General features: G+C 46.8%; 16 protein-coding genes. 15 read left to right on the top strand and 1 reads right to left on the bottom strand.

Annotation, left to right across the window (positions count from 1 at the left end):
- The first annotated feature begins 10 nt into the window (after positions 1-10).
- Positions 11-1,267, top strand: a complete 1,257-nt coding sequence (gene clpX, locus AC1DLI_RS26250) for an ATP-dependent protease ATP-binding subunit ClpX (protein WP_076271649.1) — start codon at positions 11-13, stop codon at positions 1,265-1,267.
- Between the two features lies 1 nt (position 1,268).
- Here clpX and AC1DLI_RS26255 read toward each other — a convergent pair whose 3' ends face one another.
- The gene (locus AC1DLI_RS26255; protein ID WP_477607413.1) at positions 1,269-1,454 is read right to left on the bottom strand and encodes a hypothetical protein; all 186 of its coding nucleotides are present in this window, start codon (positions 1,452-1,454) and stop codon (positions 1,269-1,271) included.
- Positions 1,455-1,469: 15 nt separating this feature from the next.
- Between AC1DLI_RS26255 and ispG the strand changes: the two genes are divergently transcribed.
- From ispG to ccsA, 14 genes are all read left to right on the top strand, one after another.
- Positions 1,470-2,579 (top strand): flavodoxin-dependent (E)-4-hydroxy-3-methylbut-2-enyl-diphosphate synthase, encoded by a 1,110-nt coding sequence (gene ispG, locus AC1DLI_RS26260; RefSeq protein WP_309000404.1) that lies wholly within the window; start codon positions 1,470-1,472, stop codon positions 2,577-2,579.
- 160 nt (positions 2,580-2,739) lie between these two features.
- Complete coding sequence (locus AC1DLI_RS26265) at positions 2,740-3,837, top strand: GerAB/ArcD/ProY family transporter (RefSeq protein WP_477607415.1); 1,098 nt, start codon at positions 2,740-2,742, stop codon at positions 3,835-3,837.
- A complete protein-coding gene (locus AC1DLI_RS26270; protein ID WP_477607417.1) occupies positions 3,834-5,405 on the top strand; it encodes a spore germination protein in 1,572 nt (523 codons plus the stop codon). The genes AC1DLI_RS26265 and AC1DLI_RS26270 overlap by 4 nt, the downstream gene beginning before the upstream one ends.
- Positions 5,402-6,505, top strand: a complete 1,104-nt coding sequence (locus AC1DLI_RS26275; protein ID WP_477607419.1) for a GerAB/ArcD/ProY family transporter — start codon at positions 5,402-5,404, stop codon at positions 6,503-6,505. Before AC1DLI_RS26270 ends, AC1DLI_RS26275 begins: the two co-directional genes overlap by 4 nt.
- Complete coding sequence (locus tag AC1DLI_RS26280) at positions 6,502-7,728, top strand: Ger(x)C family spore germination protein (protein WP_477607423.1); 1,227 nt, start codon at positions 6,502-6,504, stop codon at positions 7,726-7,728. Before AC1DLI_RS26275 ends, AC1DLI_RS26280 begins: the two co-directional genes overlap by 4 nt.
- Positions 7,729-7,740: 12 nt before the next feature.
- Positions 7,741-7,983 carry a hypothetical protein gene (locus tag AC1DLI_RS26285; protein ID WP_477607425.1) on the top strand — a complete coding sequence of 81 codons (243 nt, stop codon included), beginning with the start codon at positions 7,741-7,743 and terminating at the stop codon, positions 7,981-7,983.
- Between the two features lie 210 nt (positions 7,984-8,193).
- A complete protein-coding gene (lonB, locus tag AC1DLI_RS26290) occupies positions 8,194-9,897 on the top strand; it encodes an ATP-dependent protease LonB (protein WP_477607427.1) in 1,704 nt (567 codons plus the stop codon).
- A gap of 37 nt (positions 9,898-9,934) precedes the next feature.
- Complete coding sequence (gene lon, locus AC1DLI_RS26295; RefSeq protein WP_477607429.1) at positions 9,935-12,304, top strand: endopeptidase La; 2,370 nt, start codon at positions 9,935-9,937, stop codon at positions 12,302-12,304.
- Complete coding sequence (yihA, locus tag AC1DLI_RS26300; protein ID WP_477607431.1) at positions 12,301-12,888, top strand: ribosome biogenesis GTP-binding protein YihA/YsxC; 588 nt, start codon at positions 12,301-12,303, stop codon at positions 12,886-12,888. The genes lon and yihA overlap by 4 nt, the downstream gene beginning before the upstream one ends.
- Before the next feature lie 213 nt (positions 12,889-13,101).
- Positions 13,102-13,692, top strand: coding sequence for a non-ribosomal peptide synthetase module (locus AC1DLI_RS26305; protein WP_477607433.1), 591 nt, complete (start codon positions 13,102-13,104; stop codon positions 13,690-13,692).
- A gap of 168 nt (positions 13,693-13,860) precedes the next feature.
- Entirely contained in the window at positions 13,861-14,532 is a 672-nt protein-coding gene (locus AC1DLI_RS26310) for a YjgB family protein (protein WP_477607435.1), read from the top strand.
- A 279-nt stretch (positions 14,533-14,811) separates the two neighbouring features.
- Complete coding sequence (gene speD, locus AC1DLI_RS26315) at positions 14,812-15,210, top strand: adenosylmethionine decarboxylase (RefSeq protein ID WP_138752416.1); 399 nt, start codon at positions 14,812-14,814, stop codon at positions 15,208-15,210.
- Between the two features lie 199 nt (positions 15,211-15,409).
- Positions 15,410-16,792, top strand: coding sequence for a glutamyl-tRNA reductase (gene hemA, locus AC1DLI_RS26320; protein WP_477607437.1), 1,383 nt, complete (start codon positions 15,410-15,412; stop codon positions 16,790-16,792).
- Positions 16,793-16,814: 22 nt separating this feature from the next.
- A complete protein-coding gene (gene ccsA, locus AC1DLI_RS26325) occupies positions 16,815-17,627 on the top strand; it encodes a cytochrome c biogenesis protein CcsA (RefSeq protein ID WP_477607439.1) in 813 nt (270 codons plus the stop codon).
- Positions 17,628-17,653 lie beyond the last annotated feature (26 nt).

Here is a 17,653-nt window from a genome sequence, read left to right on the forward strand (position 1 = left end):
GGGTGATTACATGTTTAAATTCAACGACGAAAAAGGCCAGTTAAAATGTTCGTTCTGCGGCAAATCGCAGGATCAAGTACGTAAATTGGTTGCCGGTCCTGGCGTCTATATATGCGATGAGTGTATCGAGCTGTGCACTGAAATTGTTGAGGAAGAACTCGGCAATGAGGAAGAGCTTGATCTTAAGGATATTCCGAAACCGAAAGATATCCGGGCCATCCTGGATTCTTATGTTATCGGTCAAGAATTCGCGAAAAAATCGTTGTCTGTAGCGGTATATAACCATTACAAACGGATTAATTCCGGAAGCAAAATCGAAGACGTTGAATTGCAAAAAAGTAATATTTTGCTGCTAGGTCCTACGGGATCGGGTAAAACCTTGCTTGCGCAAACGATGGCAAAGATTTTGAATGTTCCTTTTGCGATTGCTGACGCGACTTCACTCACAGAAGCAGGTTATGTCGGTGAGGACGTCGAGAATATTTTGCTTAAGCTCATTCAGGCTGCCGACTATGATGTGGAAAAAGCTGAGCGCGGCATTATCTATATCGATGAAATCGATAAAGTAGCCCGCAAATCGGAAAACCCGTCAATTACGCGCGATGTTTCGGGCGAGGGAGTTCAACAAGCGCTTCTGAAAATATTAGAAGGCACGGTTGCTTCTGTTCCTCCGCAAGGCGGACGTAAGCACCCGCATCAAGAGTTTATTCAAATCGATACAACGAACATTTTGTTCATTTGCGGCGGCGCGTTCGACGGGCTCGAGTCATTGATCAAACGTCGTATCGGTAAGAAGGTAATCGGCTTTAGCTCCACAGGCGAATTGCAGAAGGATCTGAAAGCTGGCGAATACCTGACAATGGTATTGCCGGAGGATTTACTGAAATTCGGACTTATTCCAGAGTTTGTTGGACGTTTGCCTATTATTTCAACGCTTGAGCCGCTTGACGAGCCGGCACTTGTTCGGATTTTGTCCGAACCGAAGAACGCGCTTGTGAAGCAGTATCAAAAATTGCTTGAAATGGACAATGTGAAGCTTGATTTCGAACCGGCTGCTCTCGATGCCATTGCGAAAGAAGCGATTAAGCGCAACACCGGCGCTCGCGGCTTACGCGCGATTATCGAAAGCATCATGCTTGAAGTCATGTACGAGGTACCATCACGTGATGATCTAAGTACTTGTTTAATAACGGAGCAAACTGTTCAAGAGAAAATCATGCCAGAACTTACGGCTAAGAAGAGTAAGAAGAAGGAAGAGAGCGCATAAGCTAGCGTTCAAATAGAAGGGCTATGAGCTTATGCGTAAGTAACATAACGCTTAACTTATAGCCCTCCGCGTAACGAGCTGTTGTCGCCAATGACGGCTTTGCCGTATACGCTTGACTACCGTCATTGTCTCCACCCAGCCGCGCGGCAGCATTGCCGCCAGTCAAAGGGTGGACTTTGACGTTCATGGGAGAGATAAACTTATGTACTTGCGTCAAGATACAGTGGCGGTTAAAGTCGGTAATCTAACGATTGGCGGCAGTAACGAGGTCATTATTCAAAGTATGTGCACCACCAAGACAGCTGACGTAGAAGCAACTGTTGCTGAAATTTTGGGGCTTGAGGAAGCGGGATGTCAGCTTGTTCGGGTAACGGTTAACAACAAGGAAGCAGCTGAAGCGATCAAAGAAATCAAAAAACGTATTCATATTCCTCTTGTAGCTGATATTCACTTTGATTACCGTCTGGCACTGCTTGCTATCGAGAACGGCATAGATAAGGTTCGGATTAACCCGGGCAATATCGGCCGCCGTGAACGTGTCGAAGCGGTTGTGAAGGCTTGTAAGGAAAAAGGCATCCCTATTCGTATCGGCGTCAATGCCGGCTCACTTGAAAATCACTTGCTTGAGAAATACGGCTATCCAACGCCGGAGGCGATGGTCGAGAGCGCGCTTTTCCATATTGGGATTTTGGAGGAGCTTGATTTCCACGATATCATCGTTTCGCTCAAGGCGTCTGATGTTCCGATGGCAATCGCTGCTTACTCGATGGCTGCCAAGGTTATCAAGTATCCGCTTCACCTAGGCATCACGGAGGCTGGCACGCTGCATACGGGCACGATTAAGAGCTCGGCAGGTATTGGTGCACTTCTTGCATTAGGCATCGGCAACACGCTGCGCATCAGCTTGAGCGCTGATACGGTTGAAGAGGTTAAGGTAGCTCGCGAGCTGCTCAAAACCTTTGGGCTGATCACGAATGCTGCAACGCTCGTATCCTGTCCTACCTGCGGTCGTCTGGATATCGATTTATTCTCGATCGCTAATGAAGTCGAGGACTACATTTCAAAAATCAAGGTACCGATTAAAGTATCTGTGCTCGGCTGCGCGGTTAACGGTCCTGGCGAGGCGAGGGAAGCGGATATCGGGATTGCTGGAGCCAGGGGCGAGGGTATGCTGTTCCGTTACGGAGAGCTCATTCGGAAGGTGCCTGAGGCTGAATTACTGGATGAGTTAAAGAAGGAAATAGATGAAATCGTACGTGTGTTTGAGGCAACCGGAGAAATTCCAGGCCGGAAGCATCACACCCCTGCTTAACCAACAAAAAGGCTTATTCACGTTATTTATTGACGTGAATAAGCCTTTTTTTATTGTGCTTTTGCTATGACCAGTTGCCATTGCTTCAGACTGTGCATAATTTTCGGGAAGTAAGGAAAAATATTGGTTACACGATACAAGAAGCAGAGGCGGGGTGAATTTGGAGCGTATTAGTCTAAATCAGCTTGGATCCATGATTGTATTGTTTTTAATCGGCAGCTCCTCGTTGTTTTTGCTTGCGAGCGATGCTTCCAAGGATGCTTGGCTGGCTGTTATTGTTGGTATGCTTTGCGGATTAATCATCCTATGGGGCGTAAATTTAACCTTGTATCGCTTGATGCCTCAAAGGAGTCTCATTGAGATTATTTTCGATTTATTGGGAAAGCCCCTCGGATATGTCGTATCACTGTCTTATGTTATATATTTCTGCTATAAATCGGTTCGAAATGTTAGAGAGTTCGGCGATTTAATGATCATGTATTTGCTTCCCGATACACCTTTGACAACGTTGATCCTATTTATTTGCTTATTGTCCGCCTATACCGTATTTCATGGCGTAGATGTTATGTTTCGAATGGCGGAAGCTGTTTTGCCTCTTGTAATAATCATTTATCTTATACTATTTTTACTGGTGGCTGGATCGGGTTTGCTGCATTTTGAGAACTTAACCCCAGTACTTGAAGATGGTTTCATGCCTGTGTGGGATGCGGCCTTTCCTGAACTGATTTCTTTTCCGTTTGGTGAAATTATTTTGTTTTTGATGTTTTGGAAATATACAGAGAAGACGGCTGGCATGGTGAGCTTTACAATAAAATGTTTCATGTTCTCGGGCTTGTTCATTACCTTCACCAATGTGTTCATTTTCGCTGGACTAGGCAGCCTTGCTGGAACGGTAACCATTCCATTGATGCAGATCACGAATTTGATCGAATTTGCTCGTTTTTTAGAGAGAATAGATCCGATGGTCGCCCTGCTGCTTTTTACAGGAGTCTTTTTTAAGCTGACCGCCTATTATTTTGGTGCTGTACTAGCTTTGTCTCAGATATTTAAATGGCACAGCAAATATGTAATTGTACTGATCGGGGCAGTCATTTTTTGGGGTTCTCTTTTGTTCAGGAACTATATGGAGCAGGTATGGTTCGGTTTCCGCTACAATGTAAAGTACCATTTTCCGGTCTTTCAAATCCTGTTTCCCCTGCTGCTGCTCACGCTGGCAATCATCAAAAAGAGATGGAGTGAAAAGGTGCATGCAGAATGAATGAGGAAATCACAAAGGGAAATGAACAAGATGATAAACGCCTGAAGCGTTTGTCTGCCAATTTGGAGATTAATATTAAGATGGTAACCGACGAGCTCGGCACGGAGCCGGATATCATTATCAGACATTTACATATGTTTAAAAGCAGCAGAGCAGCTATCTTATACATTGCGGGCATGACGGATGTCAATGCTGTTAATTTGCTTGTAATGAGCATGATTACCGAGTCTCCAGCGGGCAGCGGAGAGGATCAAGAAGAATCTCCTTTTCAGAGCTTGATGTTCCGGTCTCTTGCGATAGGCGGCGTTCGTAAGGTAGATAGCCTAGATGAAGTATTGCTTGCGATGCTGGAAGGCAATACGATCGTGATGCTTGACGGGTTTAATGAAGCTATCGCTGCTTATACCTGCGGCGTGGAGAAGCGGTCAGTCGAGGAGCCCAGCACGCAAACCGTCGTACGCGGGCCAAAGGAAGGATTTACGGAGACGCTCCACATCAACACGGGGCTAATTCGCAATAAAATAAAATCGACTAACCTAAGAATGGAATACCGAATTATCGGGCATCAGACTCGAACGACAGTTGCTCTGATCTTCATGAAAGGAATCGCAGATGAGAAGGTTTTGGCGGAAGTACGCAGCAGATTGGATCTAATCGATACGGACAGTATATTAGAAAGCGGTTATATTGAAGAGTTTATTCAAGACAAAACGTTTACCCCATTTCCGCTGCTTCAAAATACAGAGCGGCCGGATGCGGTAGCCGCCGGCTTGCTTGAGGGGCAGTTTGCAATCGTTGTGGATGGAACGCCGTTCGTTCTGCTTGCACCTGTAACGTTTGTTAAGTTTTTTCAATCAAGCGAGGATTATTACCAGCGCTATGATATTGCAACTTTTTTAAGAATCATCCGATTTTTTTCATTTTTTGCTTCGATGCTTTTACCATCCATCTACATTGCGATCACGACCTTCCATCAAGAAATGCTGCCGACCCAGCTGTTAATCAGCATCGCTGCGCAGCGGGAAGGCGTACCGTTTCCTGCATTGGTCGAAGCGATGATCATGGAATTTACTTTTGAAATTTTACGCGAAGCCGGTGTGCGAATGCCTCGAATCATCGGACCGGCGATTTCGATTGTCGGGGCTCTCGTGCTCGGTCAATCTGCCGTGCAGGCCGGACTAATTTCAGCGGCGATGGTAATCGTCGTTTCCTTTACAGCCATTGCCAGCTTCGTTATTCCATCCATCAATATGGGCACGGCCGCGCGTCTCATTCGCTTTTTATTAATGATTCTTGCAGGCACCTTTGGCGTATTTGGCATCTTAGCGGGTCTGATGATGATTCTAACTCATTTATCGTCGCTTCGATCATTCGGCGTTTCTTATTTGACGCCAATTTCGCCGCTTAAACCAGGTAATTTAAAGGATGTATTTATACGTGTTCCATGGTGGGCAATGAAGAAACGTCCAAGTTATGACAATCATGAGGGAACAGTTCGTCAGGGAACGCCGAGCAGCATTTCAGACAAAGCTGCTGATCGATCTCAGAAAGGCGGTGAGAAGAAGTGAAGCAGCGGATAACAAGCCTACAGGCGACCGTAATCATTGTGCTTGCGATCGTTCCAAGTTCATTTCTCTATATCCCCAGCTTTGTGATCCAAATTTCAAAGCAGGATGGTTGGATATCCGTGTTGCTTACGCTGGCCGTTTCTCTGCTGCTTGCCGTTGTTATTGGATATATCTGCCGGGAAGGTGAAAGGAAACCGCTGCTGGAATGGCTTCGAAGCCGGTTTGGGAAAGGGATTGCAACGGTTATTGGGCTGTTTTTATGCGGCTATTACGGCATTACTGCAGCTGCCGTTGTAAGGCAGTTTTCTAGTTTTATGTCTGATCAAACGCTGCTAAGCACTCCCCTTTTCATGTTAATTGCGATTATTGTGCTTGTTTCCGGATATATCGCCTCGCAAGGGATAGAATCACTCTCTCGGGTGCTTTTTGTCGTGTTCCTGTTTTTCGGACTGTCCGTAGGCGTGAATGTGATTTTCATCTATGGGCAGCTTGATTTCCAACAATTTCTCCCCATCATGGAAAGTACTCCGAATCAGTATATCGCTTCGAGTTTCATGCCCTTAGGCTGTTTATCCGGAATTGCTGTGCTCTTGCTGCTTCTGCCGTACCTGGAGAAGGCCGCGTCCGCAATAAAGGTGGCGGTGTGGGGAACCGTGATATCCGGCTTGCTCATAGCCCTCGTTACGGCAGTGACGATTGCGGTGTTTGGAAGCAAAATCATCGGCGTAATATCCTACCCTGCATTTGCAGCTATCGGTACGGTCGAAATCGGACAATTTATTGAAAGAGTTGAAGTTTTGCTGGTATCGGCATGGTCGGTTTCCATGTTTGCTCAGGTGTCGGTATTTATGTATGGTTTTTTTCAACTGGTTTCTCAAACCTTTAAGCTTACAACACATTTCACCCATCACATTGCTTGCGGCATATGTATTCTCGCAACGGCATTGTTTGCATGGCCTAGCAGTCTCGCTGTTACTGAATTTAGCTATACGACGCTGGTCATCTATTTTTTGTTGAACAATTATGCCATCAGTCTGATGATCTGGTGTGGACTTCATTTGACACGTCACAAGGTGAGGTCGAGCGAGGAGAGCGTATGAGAGCAGCGCGAATGTTTGGATTACTACTCATGTTCACGTTGTGCGGGGTAATGCTGTCAGGCTGCTGGAGCAGGATTGAATTAAATGAGCTTGCCATTACGTCAGCCACCTCGATCGACAGGAAGGGCGATGAGTGGCTTGTTTCTTTCCAGGTTCTTATACCTTCATCGATATCTTCAGGGATCGGGATTACGGGAGGCGGTTCCGGAGCACCGGTTAATGTTTATTCGACGATAGGAAAAACGATAAGGGAAGCCAATTCTCGAAGCTTTTTTGAGAGTCCGCGTAAGCTGTATTTTGCGCATAACCGTGTCATCATCATCAGTGAAGAGACAGCGCGCCGAGGTCTGAATCCCATATTGGATGTGTATTTAAGGAATATGGATGCGCGGGAAACGGTTGACGTATTAATTACGCCGGGCAGTGCCCGCAAGATATTGGAGCAAATGATGCAAATTCAGAAAATATCCGGCGATGGGATTAGGGAGATCAATCACTTGGAAGCCATGCACACGTCTGTGCTTCCTGAAGTGAAGCTGTTCCAGCTGGCAATGAATTTGTCCAGCGATTCAGCGAGCGCTATACTTCCGGAAGTTTTCTTGTCAGGAAAATCGGATGTCTCCTCGTTGAAGGTTTTCGAAAGCACGACATTGCCCGCAAAAATCAAACTGGGCAGAGCTGCCGTGATCAAGAAGGACAAAATGGTCGGCTGGTTGTCCCGAAAGGAGGCACTCGGGGTAGCTTTTTTGCGAAATGATGTTAATAGAGCGTTACTGACCTATGTGTGTCCCGGGGAAAAAAACAAGCATTTAACGATACAATTGATAACCTCGGGAACAAAGCTCAATCCCTCACTCAAAGATGGAGACTTAAATGTGAAGGTAGGCATAAAAAGCAAGGCTGTGCTAACGGAATCAGATTGCAGTTCAATGGATCTGTATAAGCCTGAGATCATAGCTGAGCTTGAGAAAGCAGCCGAACAAGAAATTCTTCGTTATACAGATGCCGGATGGAAGGCATCTCAGCGATTGCAGACGGATGCAGTAGGCTTTGCAGATATGGCGCATCGCAAGTATCGTAAGCAGTGGCGTACATGGAAGAAGGATTGGGACAGGGTTTTCTCTAAAATCCAAATAAAAGTGGAAGCCGATGTTACGCTAACCAATGTGGGGCTTAGCAATCAGCCGGTTAACGTCAATAATTTGCGAGAGGGTAAAAAATAAAGGGGGCGTGTCATGACTTTAATAACGGTAATAGTTGCAGTGACGATTATCGCTGTTCTATGGGCAGGGATCAAACCGTTTATTAAACGAGGCCTATATCGTGATTATGCGATTTATGCAGTCATGATGCTGTGGTCCATCTATTTATTTGCTTCCCAGTGGTACGATTGGCCGCCATTTACAATCATATCAATCATGACCCTCATGCTTGCTCCGATCAAGCGTTTTTTGAACATCATGAGCTGGATGCGCTAAACGGATTGGCTTATGAAAAATAACAGCGATAACGGTTATTACCACTTCGTAGGGGCAATACTATCAATTACGCATGCTTAATATGGAGAGGTTGCATTAATGGAAAAATTAACATTATTTCCATAAATGTATTATAGTTGCCGCGAGTTATTACTAGGAAACTAACTATGGCGGTTACGACCGTTTACGCTTGAAAGGAGCGGATTGCAAATGAGTTTAAGTGTTGTATTGATGTTGATCCAAGTGTTTTTTGCAGTCGTTATCGGCTTGTATTTCTGGAATTTGCTGCGCAATCAGAAGACGAACCGCTCTGCGGTTGACCGAGAGTCGCGCAAGGAGATGGACAAGCTTCGAAAGCTGAGAAGCGTTTCTCTTACGAAGCCTCTCGCTGAGAAAACAAGGCCGCAGGCGATGCAGGACATCGTAGGGCAGCGTGACGGCCTGCGTGCCTTGAAGGCGGCGCTGTGCAGCGCAAACCCACAGCATGTTATTATTTATGGTCCGCCAGGCGTCGGGAAGACAGCAGCTGCGCGTGTCGTATTGGAGGAAGCGAAAAAAAATCCTTCGTCACCGTTTTTGCCAGAAGCAAAATTCACGGAAATTGATGCGACAACGGCTCGCTTTGATGAACGGGGAATTGCCGATCCGTTAATCGGTTCCGTTCATGATCCCATTTATCAAGGTGCAGGCGCGATGGGCGTCGCAGGGATTCCGCAGCCAAAGCCTGGCGCAGTTACGAAAGCGCACGGCGGGATTTTGTTTATTGACGAAATAGGTGAATTGCATCCGGTTCAAATGAATAAATTGTTAAAAGTACTCGAAGACCGCAAGGTATTCCTGGAGAGCGCTTATTATAATTCGGAGGATTCGAACATTCCCGTGTATATTCACGATATTTTCCAAAACGGGCTCCCTGCAGATTTCCGCCTCGTGGGCGCGACTACACGTTCGCCGCAGGAGATACCTCCAGCTATTCGCTCTCGCTGCATGGAGGTATTCTTCCGTCCGCTCCTGGCTGAGGAAATTGGCTTGGTAGCGGAAAATGCGGTGAAGAAAATTGGTTTTGCGCCATGTCCAGAAGCGATAGATGTCGTCAAACGGTATGCGACAAACGGACGCGAAGCAGTAAATGTCATTCAGCTTGCAGCAGGCGTAGCGCTCTCTGAGAAGCGGGACAGCATCGCTGCCGGTGACATTGAGTGGGTCGTGAACAGCAGTCAAATTCCTCCGCGTCCTGATCGCAAGGTGCCTGAAGCGCCGCAAGTCGGCTTCGTGAATGGCCTTGCGGTTTATGGTCCGAACATGGGAACGCTGCTCGAGATTGAAGTGAGCGCGATACCAGCGGCTGCCGGCAAGGGGCAATTTACGATTACAGGCGTTGTGGACGAAGAGGAGCTGGGCGGCGGATCGCGGACGCTCAGAAGAAAAAGCATGGCAAAAGGATCGGTCGAAAATGTGCTAACCGTATTAAGACGCATTGGGCTGAATCCGCAGGATTTTGATTTGCATATCAATTTTCCTGGAGGCACCCCAATCGATGGGCCGTCTGCCGGCATTGCAATGGCAACCGCCATTACATCCGCGATTAAGGGAATTCCAATTGATAATAAGCTGGCGATGACCGGCGAGGTTGGCATTCATGGAAACGTAAAGCCCGTAGGCGGCGTATTAGCTAAGGTAGAGGCGGCGTTCCAAGCCGGTGCGAATACGGTTATTATTCCGAGAGAGAACTGGCAGGCGATTTTCGCGGATTTAGAAGGTCTAAAGGTTATTCCAGTCGAAAAGGTAGAGGAAGTGTTCAAATACGTGTTTCCCGGTGCCGAGAATTCCTCAGTGCGGGTCGAAGCGCCGTTTGGAGCCGATCTTTTTATCGCTTCCGCCGTTCCATATTTGCAGGCTGATTCCGTAGAATGATAAACTAGGGTAGACGTTAACATTTGGAGGTGCTGGTGTGGGACCTAGTAAAACGAAAGGTCGTCGGCTGCCCTTGCTTCCGCTAAGAGGGCTACTCGTTTATCCCAGCATGGTGCTTCACCTTGATGTGGGTAGGGACAAATCGGTTCGGGCGTTAGAGCGCTCGATGGTCGAAGATCATATGATATTGCTTTGTTCACAGTCTGAAGTGAACATTGAGGAGCCGACAGAGGAAGATATATATAAAGTCGGCACTATTGCGAAAGTAAGGCAAATGCTGAAGCTGCCGAATGGCACGATCCGCGTTTTGGTGGAGGGTGTCTCGCGCGCGGAGATATTGGATTATTTGCCGAACGACGAGTTTTATGAGGTATCTGTAAAAGAATTGCCGGAGCAGGAGACGGATGATCCTGAGGTAGACGCCCTTATGCGCTCCGTATTAAATCAATTCGAGCATTATATTTCCTTATCGAAGAAGGTTACGCCCGAAACGTATGCGGCAGTATCCGACATCGATGATCCGGGCAGGCTCGCGGATGTGATTACGAGCCATTTGTCTCTCAAAATCAAGGATAAGCAGGATATCCTTGAAACGGTTGATGTGGGGGAGCGCCTTGAAAAACTGCTCGATATTCTCAACAACGAGCGTGAGGTGCTTGAGCTTGAACGCAAAATTAACCAACGCGTCAAGAAGCAAATGGAAAAAACGCAGAAGGAATATTATTTGCGCGAGCAAATGAAGGCGATCCAAAAAGAGCTTGGCGAGAAGGAAGGCCGTGCAGGAGAGGTTGAGGAGCTGCGGTCGCAGCTTGCTGAGTCGGGCGTTCCTGAGCTGGTGAAGGAGAAGATCGAGAAGGAAATCGATCGGCTTGAGAAGATGCCTTCCACTTCAGCAGAGGGCGGCGTCATTCGCAATTATATCGATTGGCTCCTATCTTTGCCATGGAACAAGACGACGGCTGATGATTTAAGCTTGAACAAGGCAGAAGCGATTCTTAATGATGATCATTACGGTCTTGAGAAGCCTAAGGAGCGGGTGCTTGAATATTTAGCCGTACAACAGCTCGTCAAGCAGCTGAAGGGTCCAATCCTCTGCTTGGTAGGGCCGCCCGGCGTCGGCAAAACCTCGCTCGCTCGTTCTATCGCGAAGTCGCTTGGCCGCAAGTTTGTGCGTATCTCGCTTGGCGGCGTACGTGATGAAGCCGAAATTCGCGGTCACCGTCGCACCTATGTAGGGGCAATGCCAGGCAGAATCATTCAAGGCATGAAGACGGCTGGCTCTTCCAATCCGGTATTTTTGCTTGATGAGATCGATAAAATGGCAATGGATTTCCGTGGAGACCCGGCTTCGGCGCTGCTCGAGGTGCTTGATCCGGAACAAAACAACACGTTCAGTGACCATTTTGTTGAAGTTCCTTTTGATTTATCCAACGTTATGTTCGTAACGACAGCCAATGCGCTGCACAATATTCCTCGTCCGCTCCTAGACCGGATGGAGGTCTTGTATATTCCCGGCTATACGGAGCTCGAGAAACTGCAAATCGGCAGGCGTTACCTGCTGCCTAAGCAGAAGAAAGAGCACGGTTTAACAGAGGAGCAGCTCTTGCTGACTGATGAGGTTCTGCTGCAGCTCGTTAGGGAATATACCCGCGAGTCCGGCGTGCGTAATTTGGAGCAGCAAATAGCCGCGGTATGCCGTAAGTCGGCAAAGTATTTCGTAGCCAAAGAACAGACAGAAGAAGCAGAGCCGCTTGAGGTTACAAGCGAGCTGCTGAAAGAATGGCTTGGCCCCTCGAAGTTCCGTTATGGGCTTGCAGAAAGTGAAAATCAAATCGGCGCTGTGACCGGTCTAGCTTGGACCGAGGTTGGCGGTGACACGCTTGTTATTGAAGTTACGGTCATGCCGGGTAGCGGAAAGCTAACGTTAACTGGTAAACTAGGAGATGTGATGAAGGAATCGGCTCAAGCGGCATTCAGCTATACGCGCTCGAAAGCGATAGAGCTTGGCATTGATCCGAGCTTTCATGAGAAAAACGACATTCATATTCATATTCCCGAAGGTGCCATTCCAAAAGATGGCCCATCGGCCGGCATTACGATTGCAACAGCGCTTATTTCAGCTCTTACCAACCGCTATGTAAACAAGGAAGTAGCGATGACGGGAGAAATCACGCTTCGTGGCCGCGTACTGCCGATCGGCGGTTTGAAAGAAAAATCGCTCGCCGCGCATCGCGCAGGCATTCGCACGATTCTGTTGCCGAAAGAAAATGAACGGGATTTAAGGGATATTCCCGACAGCGTACGTCATGATATGCAATTTTTTCCTGTCAGTCATATGGATGAAGTTCTGCAGCATGCGTTGCTTCCGGTTCAAACGGAGGAGAAGGCAGGTACAACGATTTTATGAAAATTACACAAGCTCAGTTCGTCATCAGCGCAGTAAAACCGCATCAATATCCAGAGGACGCCTTGCCAGAGATAGCTCTGGCAGGGCGTTCGAATGTAGGAAAATCTTCATTGATTAATAAACTTATTTTACGCAAAAACTTAGCCAGAACTAGTTCGCAGCCGGGGAAAACGCAGCAGCTGAACTATTACCGGGTTAATGACCTGATTTATTTGGTCGATTTTCCGGGCTACGGTTATGCAAAGGTGTCGAAGACGCAGCGTGTGCAGTTCGGGGAAATGATCGAGCGGTACATTCGCGACCGCGAGCCGCTTAAGCTGCAGCTGCTTATAATCGACATTCGGCATGAGCCCTCACAACAGGATCAGCAAATGTATAAGTGGCTAAAGCACTATGAAATTCCAACCTGTATCGTCGCAACGAAGGCAGATAAGATTCCGAAGTCGAAATGGGACAAGCATATCAAGATGATCAAAAAGACGCTTGAAGCAGATCCGCGTGATTCGGTCGTTTTATTTTCTTCGGAATTGGGTATTGGAAGAGAAGAGCTTTGGAATATCATTAACGAAGCGATTGCTACATGAGGTAGCAAGAGCAGCAAGTTCTTCTATAAAGCAGAGGATACAGTGAAAAAGTCGGCCTTCCTCGTGAATTCTACCGTTATTTTGTGGAATATGCGAGAATATCGGGGATGAACGGCAGGAATAAAATGTTCGGATCACGTATAATATACTTAAGCAACAAGACCAGTGTTACAAGACTAAAGCGTGCAAGTTCAAAGAATTGAGGAGATTTTTATGGCTAAGCGGCTAGCCACAGAGTATGTAAATGCCAAACTGCAATTGACGAATGAAGAGATGGCTGAATTTATCCGTTTATTCGAAGAGCAGCAAATTCACCTTCAGGTGTTGGTGCTCGACAATGGGAATCAGGAGCTCGTTCTCGAAGATGTAGCAGGGAGGGAAGAAGTCCGACTGACCTTTGAACGTCAACAAGACTATTATGTATGCGTACTATCTTGCCGTCTTGTGCAACCGAGGCTGACCAATGCTATGCGAAAGGCGCTATCTGCTTTCCGCGGCAACGCGATCGTCAACCGAATCTACAGTCATTATACGATGATCTATCATTATAAGAATGGTTCCGTTCACCAAATTGTCGAAAGCTCCAAATCAGGTGACCGTGTCGTGTTCGAATTCAAGGACACGCTTGGACAGCTGGAGAGAGTTTTCCGCAGTCGACTGATCGAGCGTGAAATCGGCTTGCTCAGCAGCGCTGTCAATGAACTGCTTGATCTCCGCAACCAAACGAAGGAAGCGGACGAAATCGGTAAAATCGATGAGCGTCTAACCGATCTGACGAGAAAGCTCTTCATTTTGGAAGCATAAAGAAGACGAATAGAGAGGCCGCAGCTGCGGCTTCTTTTTTTTGTTTCCAATATATTTCAGCAAGGCGATGTGCAACATTTTTTGGGTTTCTGCAGTTAGTAGCAGGGTAAGGGAGAAAAGAAACAAATGAACAAACAAACCTATAGTGATTAACAGGAGATGACAACAATGAATCAAACCAAACGTTTCAAACAGTTCGCAATCGGCATATCCTTTGCGATTGCATTATCATTGACGGCATGCAGCAATAAGGACGCTAATGCGGATCCTACACCCCCGCCAGCGACTGAGACGCCGAGTGAGCAGCCGGATACGGATACAACCGCTCAGCCGAGCGCAGAGCCGTCTGTAGAGCCAGGCAAGGAAGGGGAAAGCAATGATAGTCAAGACGAGGCTGGCGGGTCTGAGATCGGCGAGCTGATCGGTTCCATCTATGACCAAGCAAAGGAAGGCAAGATCCTCGGAATTGATTATGCGGCCCACTCTTCGCATTATGATGATATCGAGAAAAAATGGGGCAAAGCAGATACCAATGAATCCGCAGGCAAAGGAATGTATGCAACTTACAAAGATAAGGGCGTTGCTTTTGGCTATAACAAAGGCATGATTGTGTTTGACGTAAGATCCTATGCAGACAGCCTCCATGCGATCACACTGAAAGATCTGGAGATTGCCCTTGGCACAGCAGATGAAAAGACGGTTAGCGGATCGGATACGATTTATACGTACGAGGTAAATAAACAATATCAGTTGAAATTCGCGATTCCTGAGTCGACAGGACACGTAGATCATATTTCTGTTTATAGTCCTGACGATACAAAAAATAATATGGCTGGGTAACAAAGGTCCGTTGCGGGATAAGCTGCCGTATCATACATTGAAAACGGGGTTGGCGCAGAAAAGCGAATTCCGGCCTATTAAAAAAAACTATTGCAATTATCTCGGATAGATGTTATTTTTATTCTCGTTGAAAACATTGTTGATGTTAATAATAGGAACCAGGATTCACTCAGGACATAGTTATGTTGCGAGAGATTAATCCCTCGAGAAGTGAATGACGTAGGTCCTAGCGGATGAAATTTTTCAAACATTTTATTCCTAGGAAGGGGGAACCGGAAGATGGAATACTCAACTTTCGGAAGACACGTTGCTGTTGATACTTGGGGTGTAGACTTTGATCTACTGAACAGCGCTGAATTTTTGCAATCACACATGGTAGAGGCTGCTGAAGCATGTGGTGCTACTGTATTGTCGGTTCAAGCAAAACAATTCGATCCTCAAGGCGCAACGGTGCTCGTGCTGCTGTCGGAGAGTCACCTCTCGATTCATACGTATCCAGAGAGAGGCTTTGCTGCGCTAGACTGTTATACCTGCGGTGAAACTGTAGATCCTCAGCTTGCGATTGACTACATGCTCGCTGTACTGAAGCCAAAAGCGACATATGCGAAGAAGCTAGTACGCGGTATGGGCGAACTGCAAGTGGAAGAGCCACAAATGAAACAAACTGAGCTCGTATAAGAGCTTTAAAACTTATTACTCATAGCGAAATAACCATGGATTTCATCCATGGTTATTTCTTTGCATGAAAAGGGAATAATGAGTCTGTACTTTTCAAACATTATTCATAAATGAACATTATCTGAAGGACTACTTATGCTATAATAATCGATAACATCAATGGCTGATTAGCATAGGAGAAGGAGGCAGGTGACCGCGCATGCACATTATCGCAGTAGGACTGAATTATCGAACGGCTCCCGTAGAAGTGAGAGAACAATTTGCGTTCGCGGAAAGGGATTTGCCGGAGGCAGTGAAACAGCTCATTCAGACACAAAGCATAATGGAATGTGTCATAGTAGCGACCTGCAATCGTACGGAGCTTTATGCGGTAGTAGACAGGCACCATCTATGTGGGCATTACATTCGCAGCTTTATGGAAAAATGGTTTAAACTGCCGCGAGAGCATTTTACAAACCATTTATATATGTATGAGGATGAGAAGGCGATCGATCATTTATTCCGGGTTACAAGCGGACTTGATTCGATGGTCATTGGCGAAACGCAAATTTTGGGCCAAGTGAAAAACGCATTCCTGCTCGCGCAGCAGCAGAAGACCACTGGCACTGTTTTTAATATGCTTTTTAAACAAGCTGTTACATTGGCTAAGCGAGCTCATTCCGAAACGTCAATCGGCGAATCGGCGGTTTCCGTCAGCTATGCCGCAGTCGAGCTTGGCAAACGGATTTTTGGACAATTCAATAAAAAAACAGTTATGGTTATCGGCGCTGGCGAGACAGGCGAACTTACCGCTAAACATTTGTACGCGAACGGTGCGGACCGCGTTGTCGTCGTTAACCGGACATATGAGCGGGCGACTCAGCTCGCTGACAAGTTTAACGGTGTTGCTTGGTCTATGGAAGAAGCGGCCGAGCGGATGCATGAAGCGGATATTATCATCAGTTCAACGGGCTCGGATGGCTATGTGCTGTCGCGCCAACAAGTTGCGGCTGCCATGCAGCGCAGAAAAGCGAAGCCGCTCTTTATGATTGATATTGCGGTTCCACGCGATTTGGATCCGTCGATTGCTGCAGTCGAGAACGTCTTCCTATATGATATCGATGATTTGGAAGGCATAGTGGAGAGCAACTTGGAACATCGCCGCCAGGAGGCAGCCAAGATCGAAGCCATGATTGCGGAGGAAATGGAATTATTTGAGCAGTGGTACAAAACGTTAGGCGTTGTTCCGCTTATCCGGTCGCTGCAAACCAAAGCAGCCGGCATACATGCGGAAACGATGAATAGCTTGACGAATAAGCTGCCTGACCTCGGCGAGCATGAACTTAAGGTAATCCGCAAGCTTACGAAGAGTATCGTGAACCAAATGATGCAAGACCCGATTTTGCGTATCAAAGAAATGGCCGGTGAGAAACGAGCGGACGAAGCGATGGACATGTTCGTTAAGCTGTTTGCACTGGAGGATGAGCTTGCTAAAACGCGTCAAGCGGAGCTTGAAGCGGCAACAGATACTGTCGCTGCAGCAAAAAAGAAAAATGTTCAACCCCATGCAGCTGCGGCGGTATTAGCACCTATTACAAGATAGAGGGCTGCAAGGTGGAGGAGCTATGGTGACGCAAAACTTTTTATATGATGCGATACTTTATATCTACGCCCTGAGCCTGCTGTTTTACTTCTCCGACTTTATGAATGCAAGTCGGAAAGCGAAACGGATGGGTACAGGGCTGCTTATTTTTGTTTGGGTATTACAGACTGGTTATTTGGTTTCCCGCATCATCTCGCATTTACAAATGACCGCCGTATCGGCATTCGAATATTGGTTAGGATTTTCTTGGCTCTTAGTTACGATATCGTTAGTCATCAGCCGGTTTATCAAAATCGATTTCATCGTGTTTTTCGTTAATGTCGTCGGTTTTGCGGTGTTGGCACTGAATCTTTACAGCAATCCAGGCAACGGTCAATCGCTTGGGGTTTGGAAAACAACAAGAGAGCTGTTATACATTCATATCAGTCTTGTGCTATGCGCCTATGCAGCATTAACGATTGGAGCCCTATTCGCCGGCATGTACTTGTTTTTACATAATCAGTTAAAACGAAAGAGATGGACCAATTTTGTGCGCAGGCTGCCAAGCTTGGATTTGATTGAGCGCTATGGAGACAGGGCAGTGATTATTGGGGTTCCCTTGCTTGCCATGTCCCTTGCTATCGCAGTCACCTCATTACTCGTTGAAGGTAGGGCCTCACTTCTGCTGGACTGGAAGGTGCTCTCTTCCTTTGGAACCTTGATCGTATATATCATTTACGTGTATCAGAGAGCCATGCTGAAGCGGCCTGGACTCCAGCTCGCCCGGCTGTACATCTTTTCATTCAGCTTGCTGCTGTTGAATTTATTTTCTAATTATTTATCGTCATTCCATTAACGGAACAATCGAATAAAGCACGGGAG

The organism is Paenibacillus sp. 01T443 (assembly GCF_056398325.1).

Bases quoted from the DNA above. Each gene is read 5' to 3' on its own strand.
- ccsA (WP_477607439.1), top strand. From the start codon at position 16,815: ATGGTGACGCAAAACTTTTTATATGATGCGATACTTTATATCTACGCC.
- AC1DLI_RS26280 (WP_477607423.1), top strand. From the start codon at position 6,502: ATGAGAGCAGCGCGAATGTTTGGATTACTACTCATGTTCACGTTGTGC.
- yihA (WP_477607431.1), top strand. From the start codon at position 12,301: ATGAAAATTACACAAGCTCAGTTCGTCATCAGCGCAGTAAAACCGCAT.
- AC1DLI_RS26310 (WP_477607435.1), top strand. From the start codon at position 13,861: ATGAATCAAACCAAACGTTTCAAACAGTTCGCAATCGGCATATCCTTT.
- AC1DLI_RS26255 (WP_477607413.1), bottom strand. From the start codon at position 1,454: ATGAACGTCAAAGTCCACCCTTTGACTGGCGGCAATGCTGCCGCGCGG.
- speD (WP_138752416.1), top strand. From the start codon at position 14,812: ATGGAATACTCAACTTTCGGAAGACACGTTGCTGTTGATACTTGGGGT.
- AC1DLI_RS26305 (WP_477607433.1), top strand. From the start codon at position 13,102: ATGGCTAAGCGGCTAGCCACAGAGTATGTAAATGCCAAACTGCAATTG.
- lonB (WP_477607427.1), top strand. From the start codon at position 8,194: ATGAGTTTAAGTGTTGTATTGATGTTGATCCAAGTGTTTTTTGCAGTC.
- AC1DLI_RS26285 (WP_477607425.1), top strand. From the start codon at position 7,741: ATGACTTTAATAACGGTAATAGTTGCAGTGACGATTATCGCTGTTCTA.
- AC1DLI_RS26270 (WP_477607417.1), top strand. From the start codon at position 3,834: ATGAATGAGGAAATCACAAAGGGAAATGAACAAGATGATAAACGCCTG.
- ispG (WP_309000404.1), top strand. From the start codon at position 1,470: ATGTACTTGCGTCAAGATACAGTGGCGGTTAAAGTCGGTAATCTAACG.
- clpX (WP_076271649.1), top strand. From the start codon at position 11: ATGTTTAAATTCAACGACGAAAAAGGCCAGTTAAAATGTTCGTTCTGC.
- hemA (WP_477607437.1), top strand. From the start codon at position 15,410: ATGCACATTATCGCAGTAGGACTGAATTATCGAACGGCTCCCGTAGAA.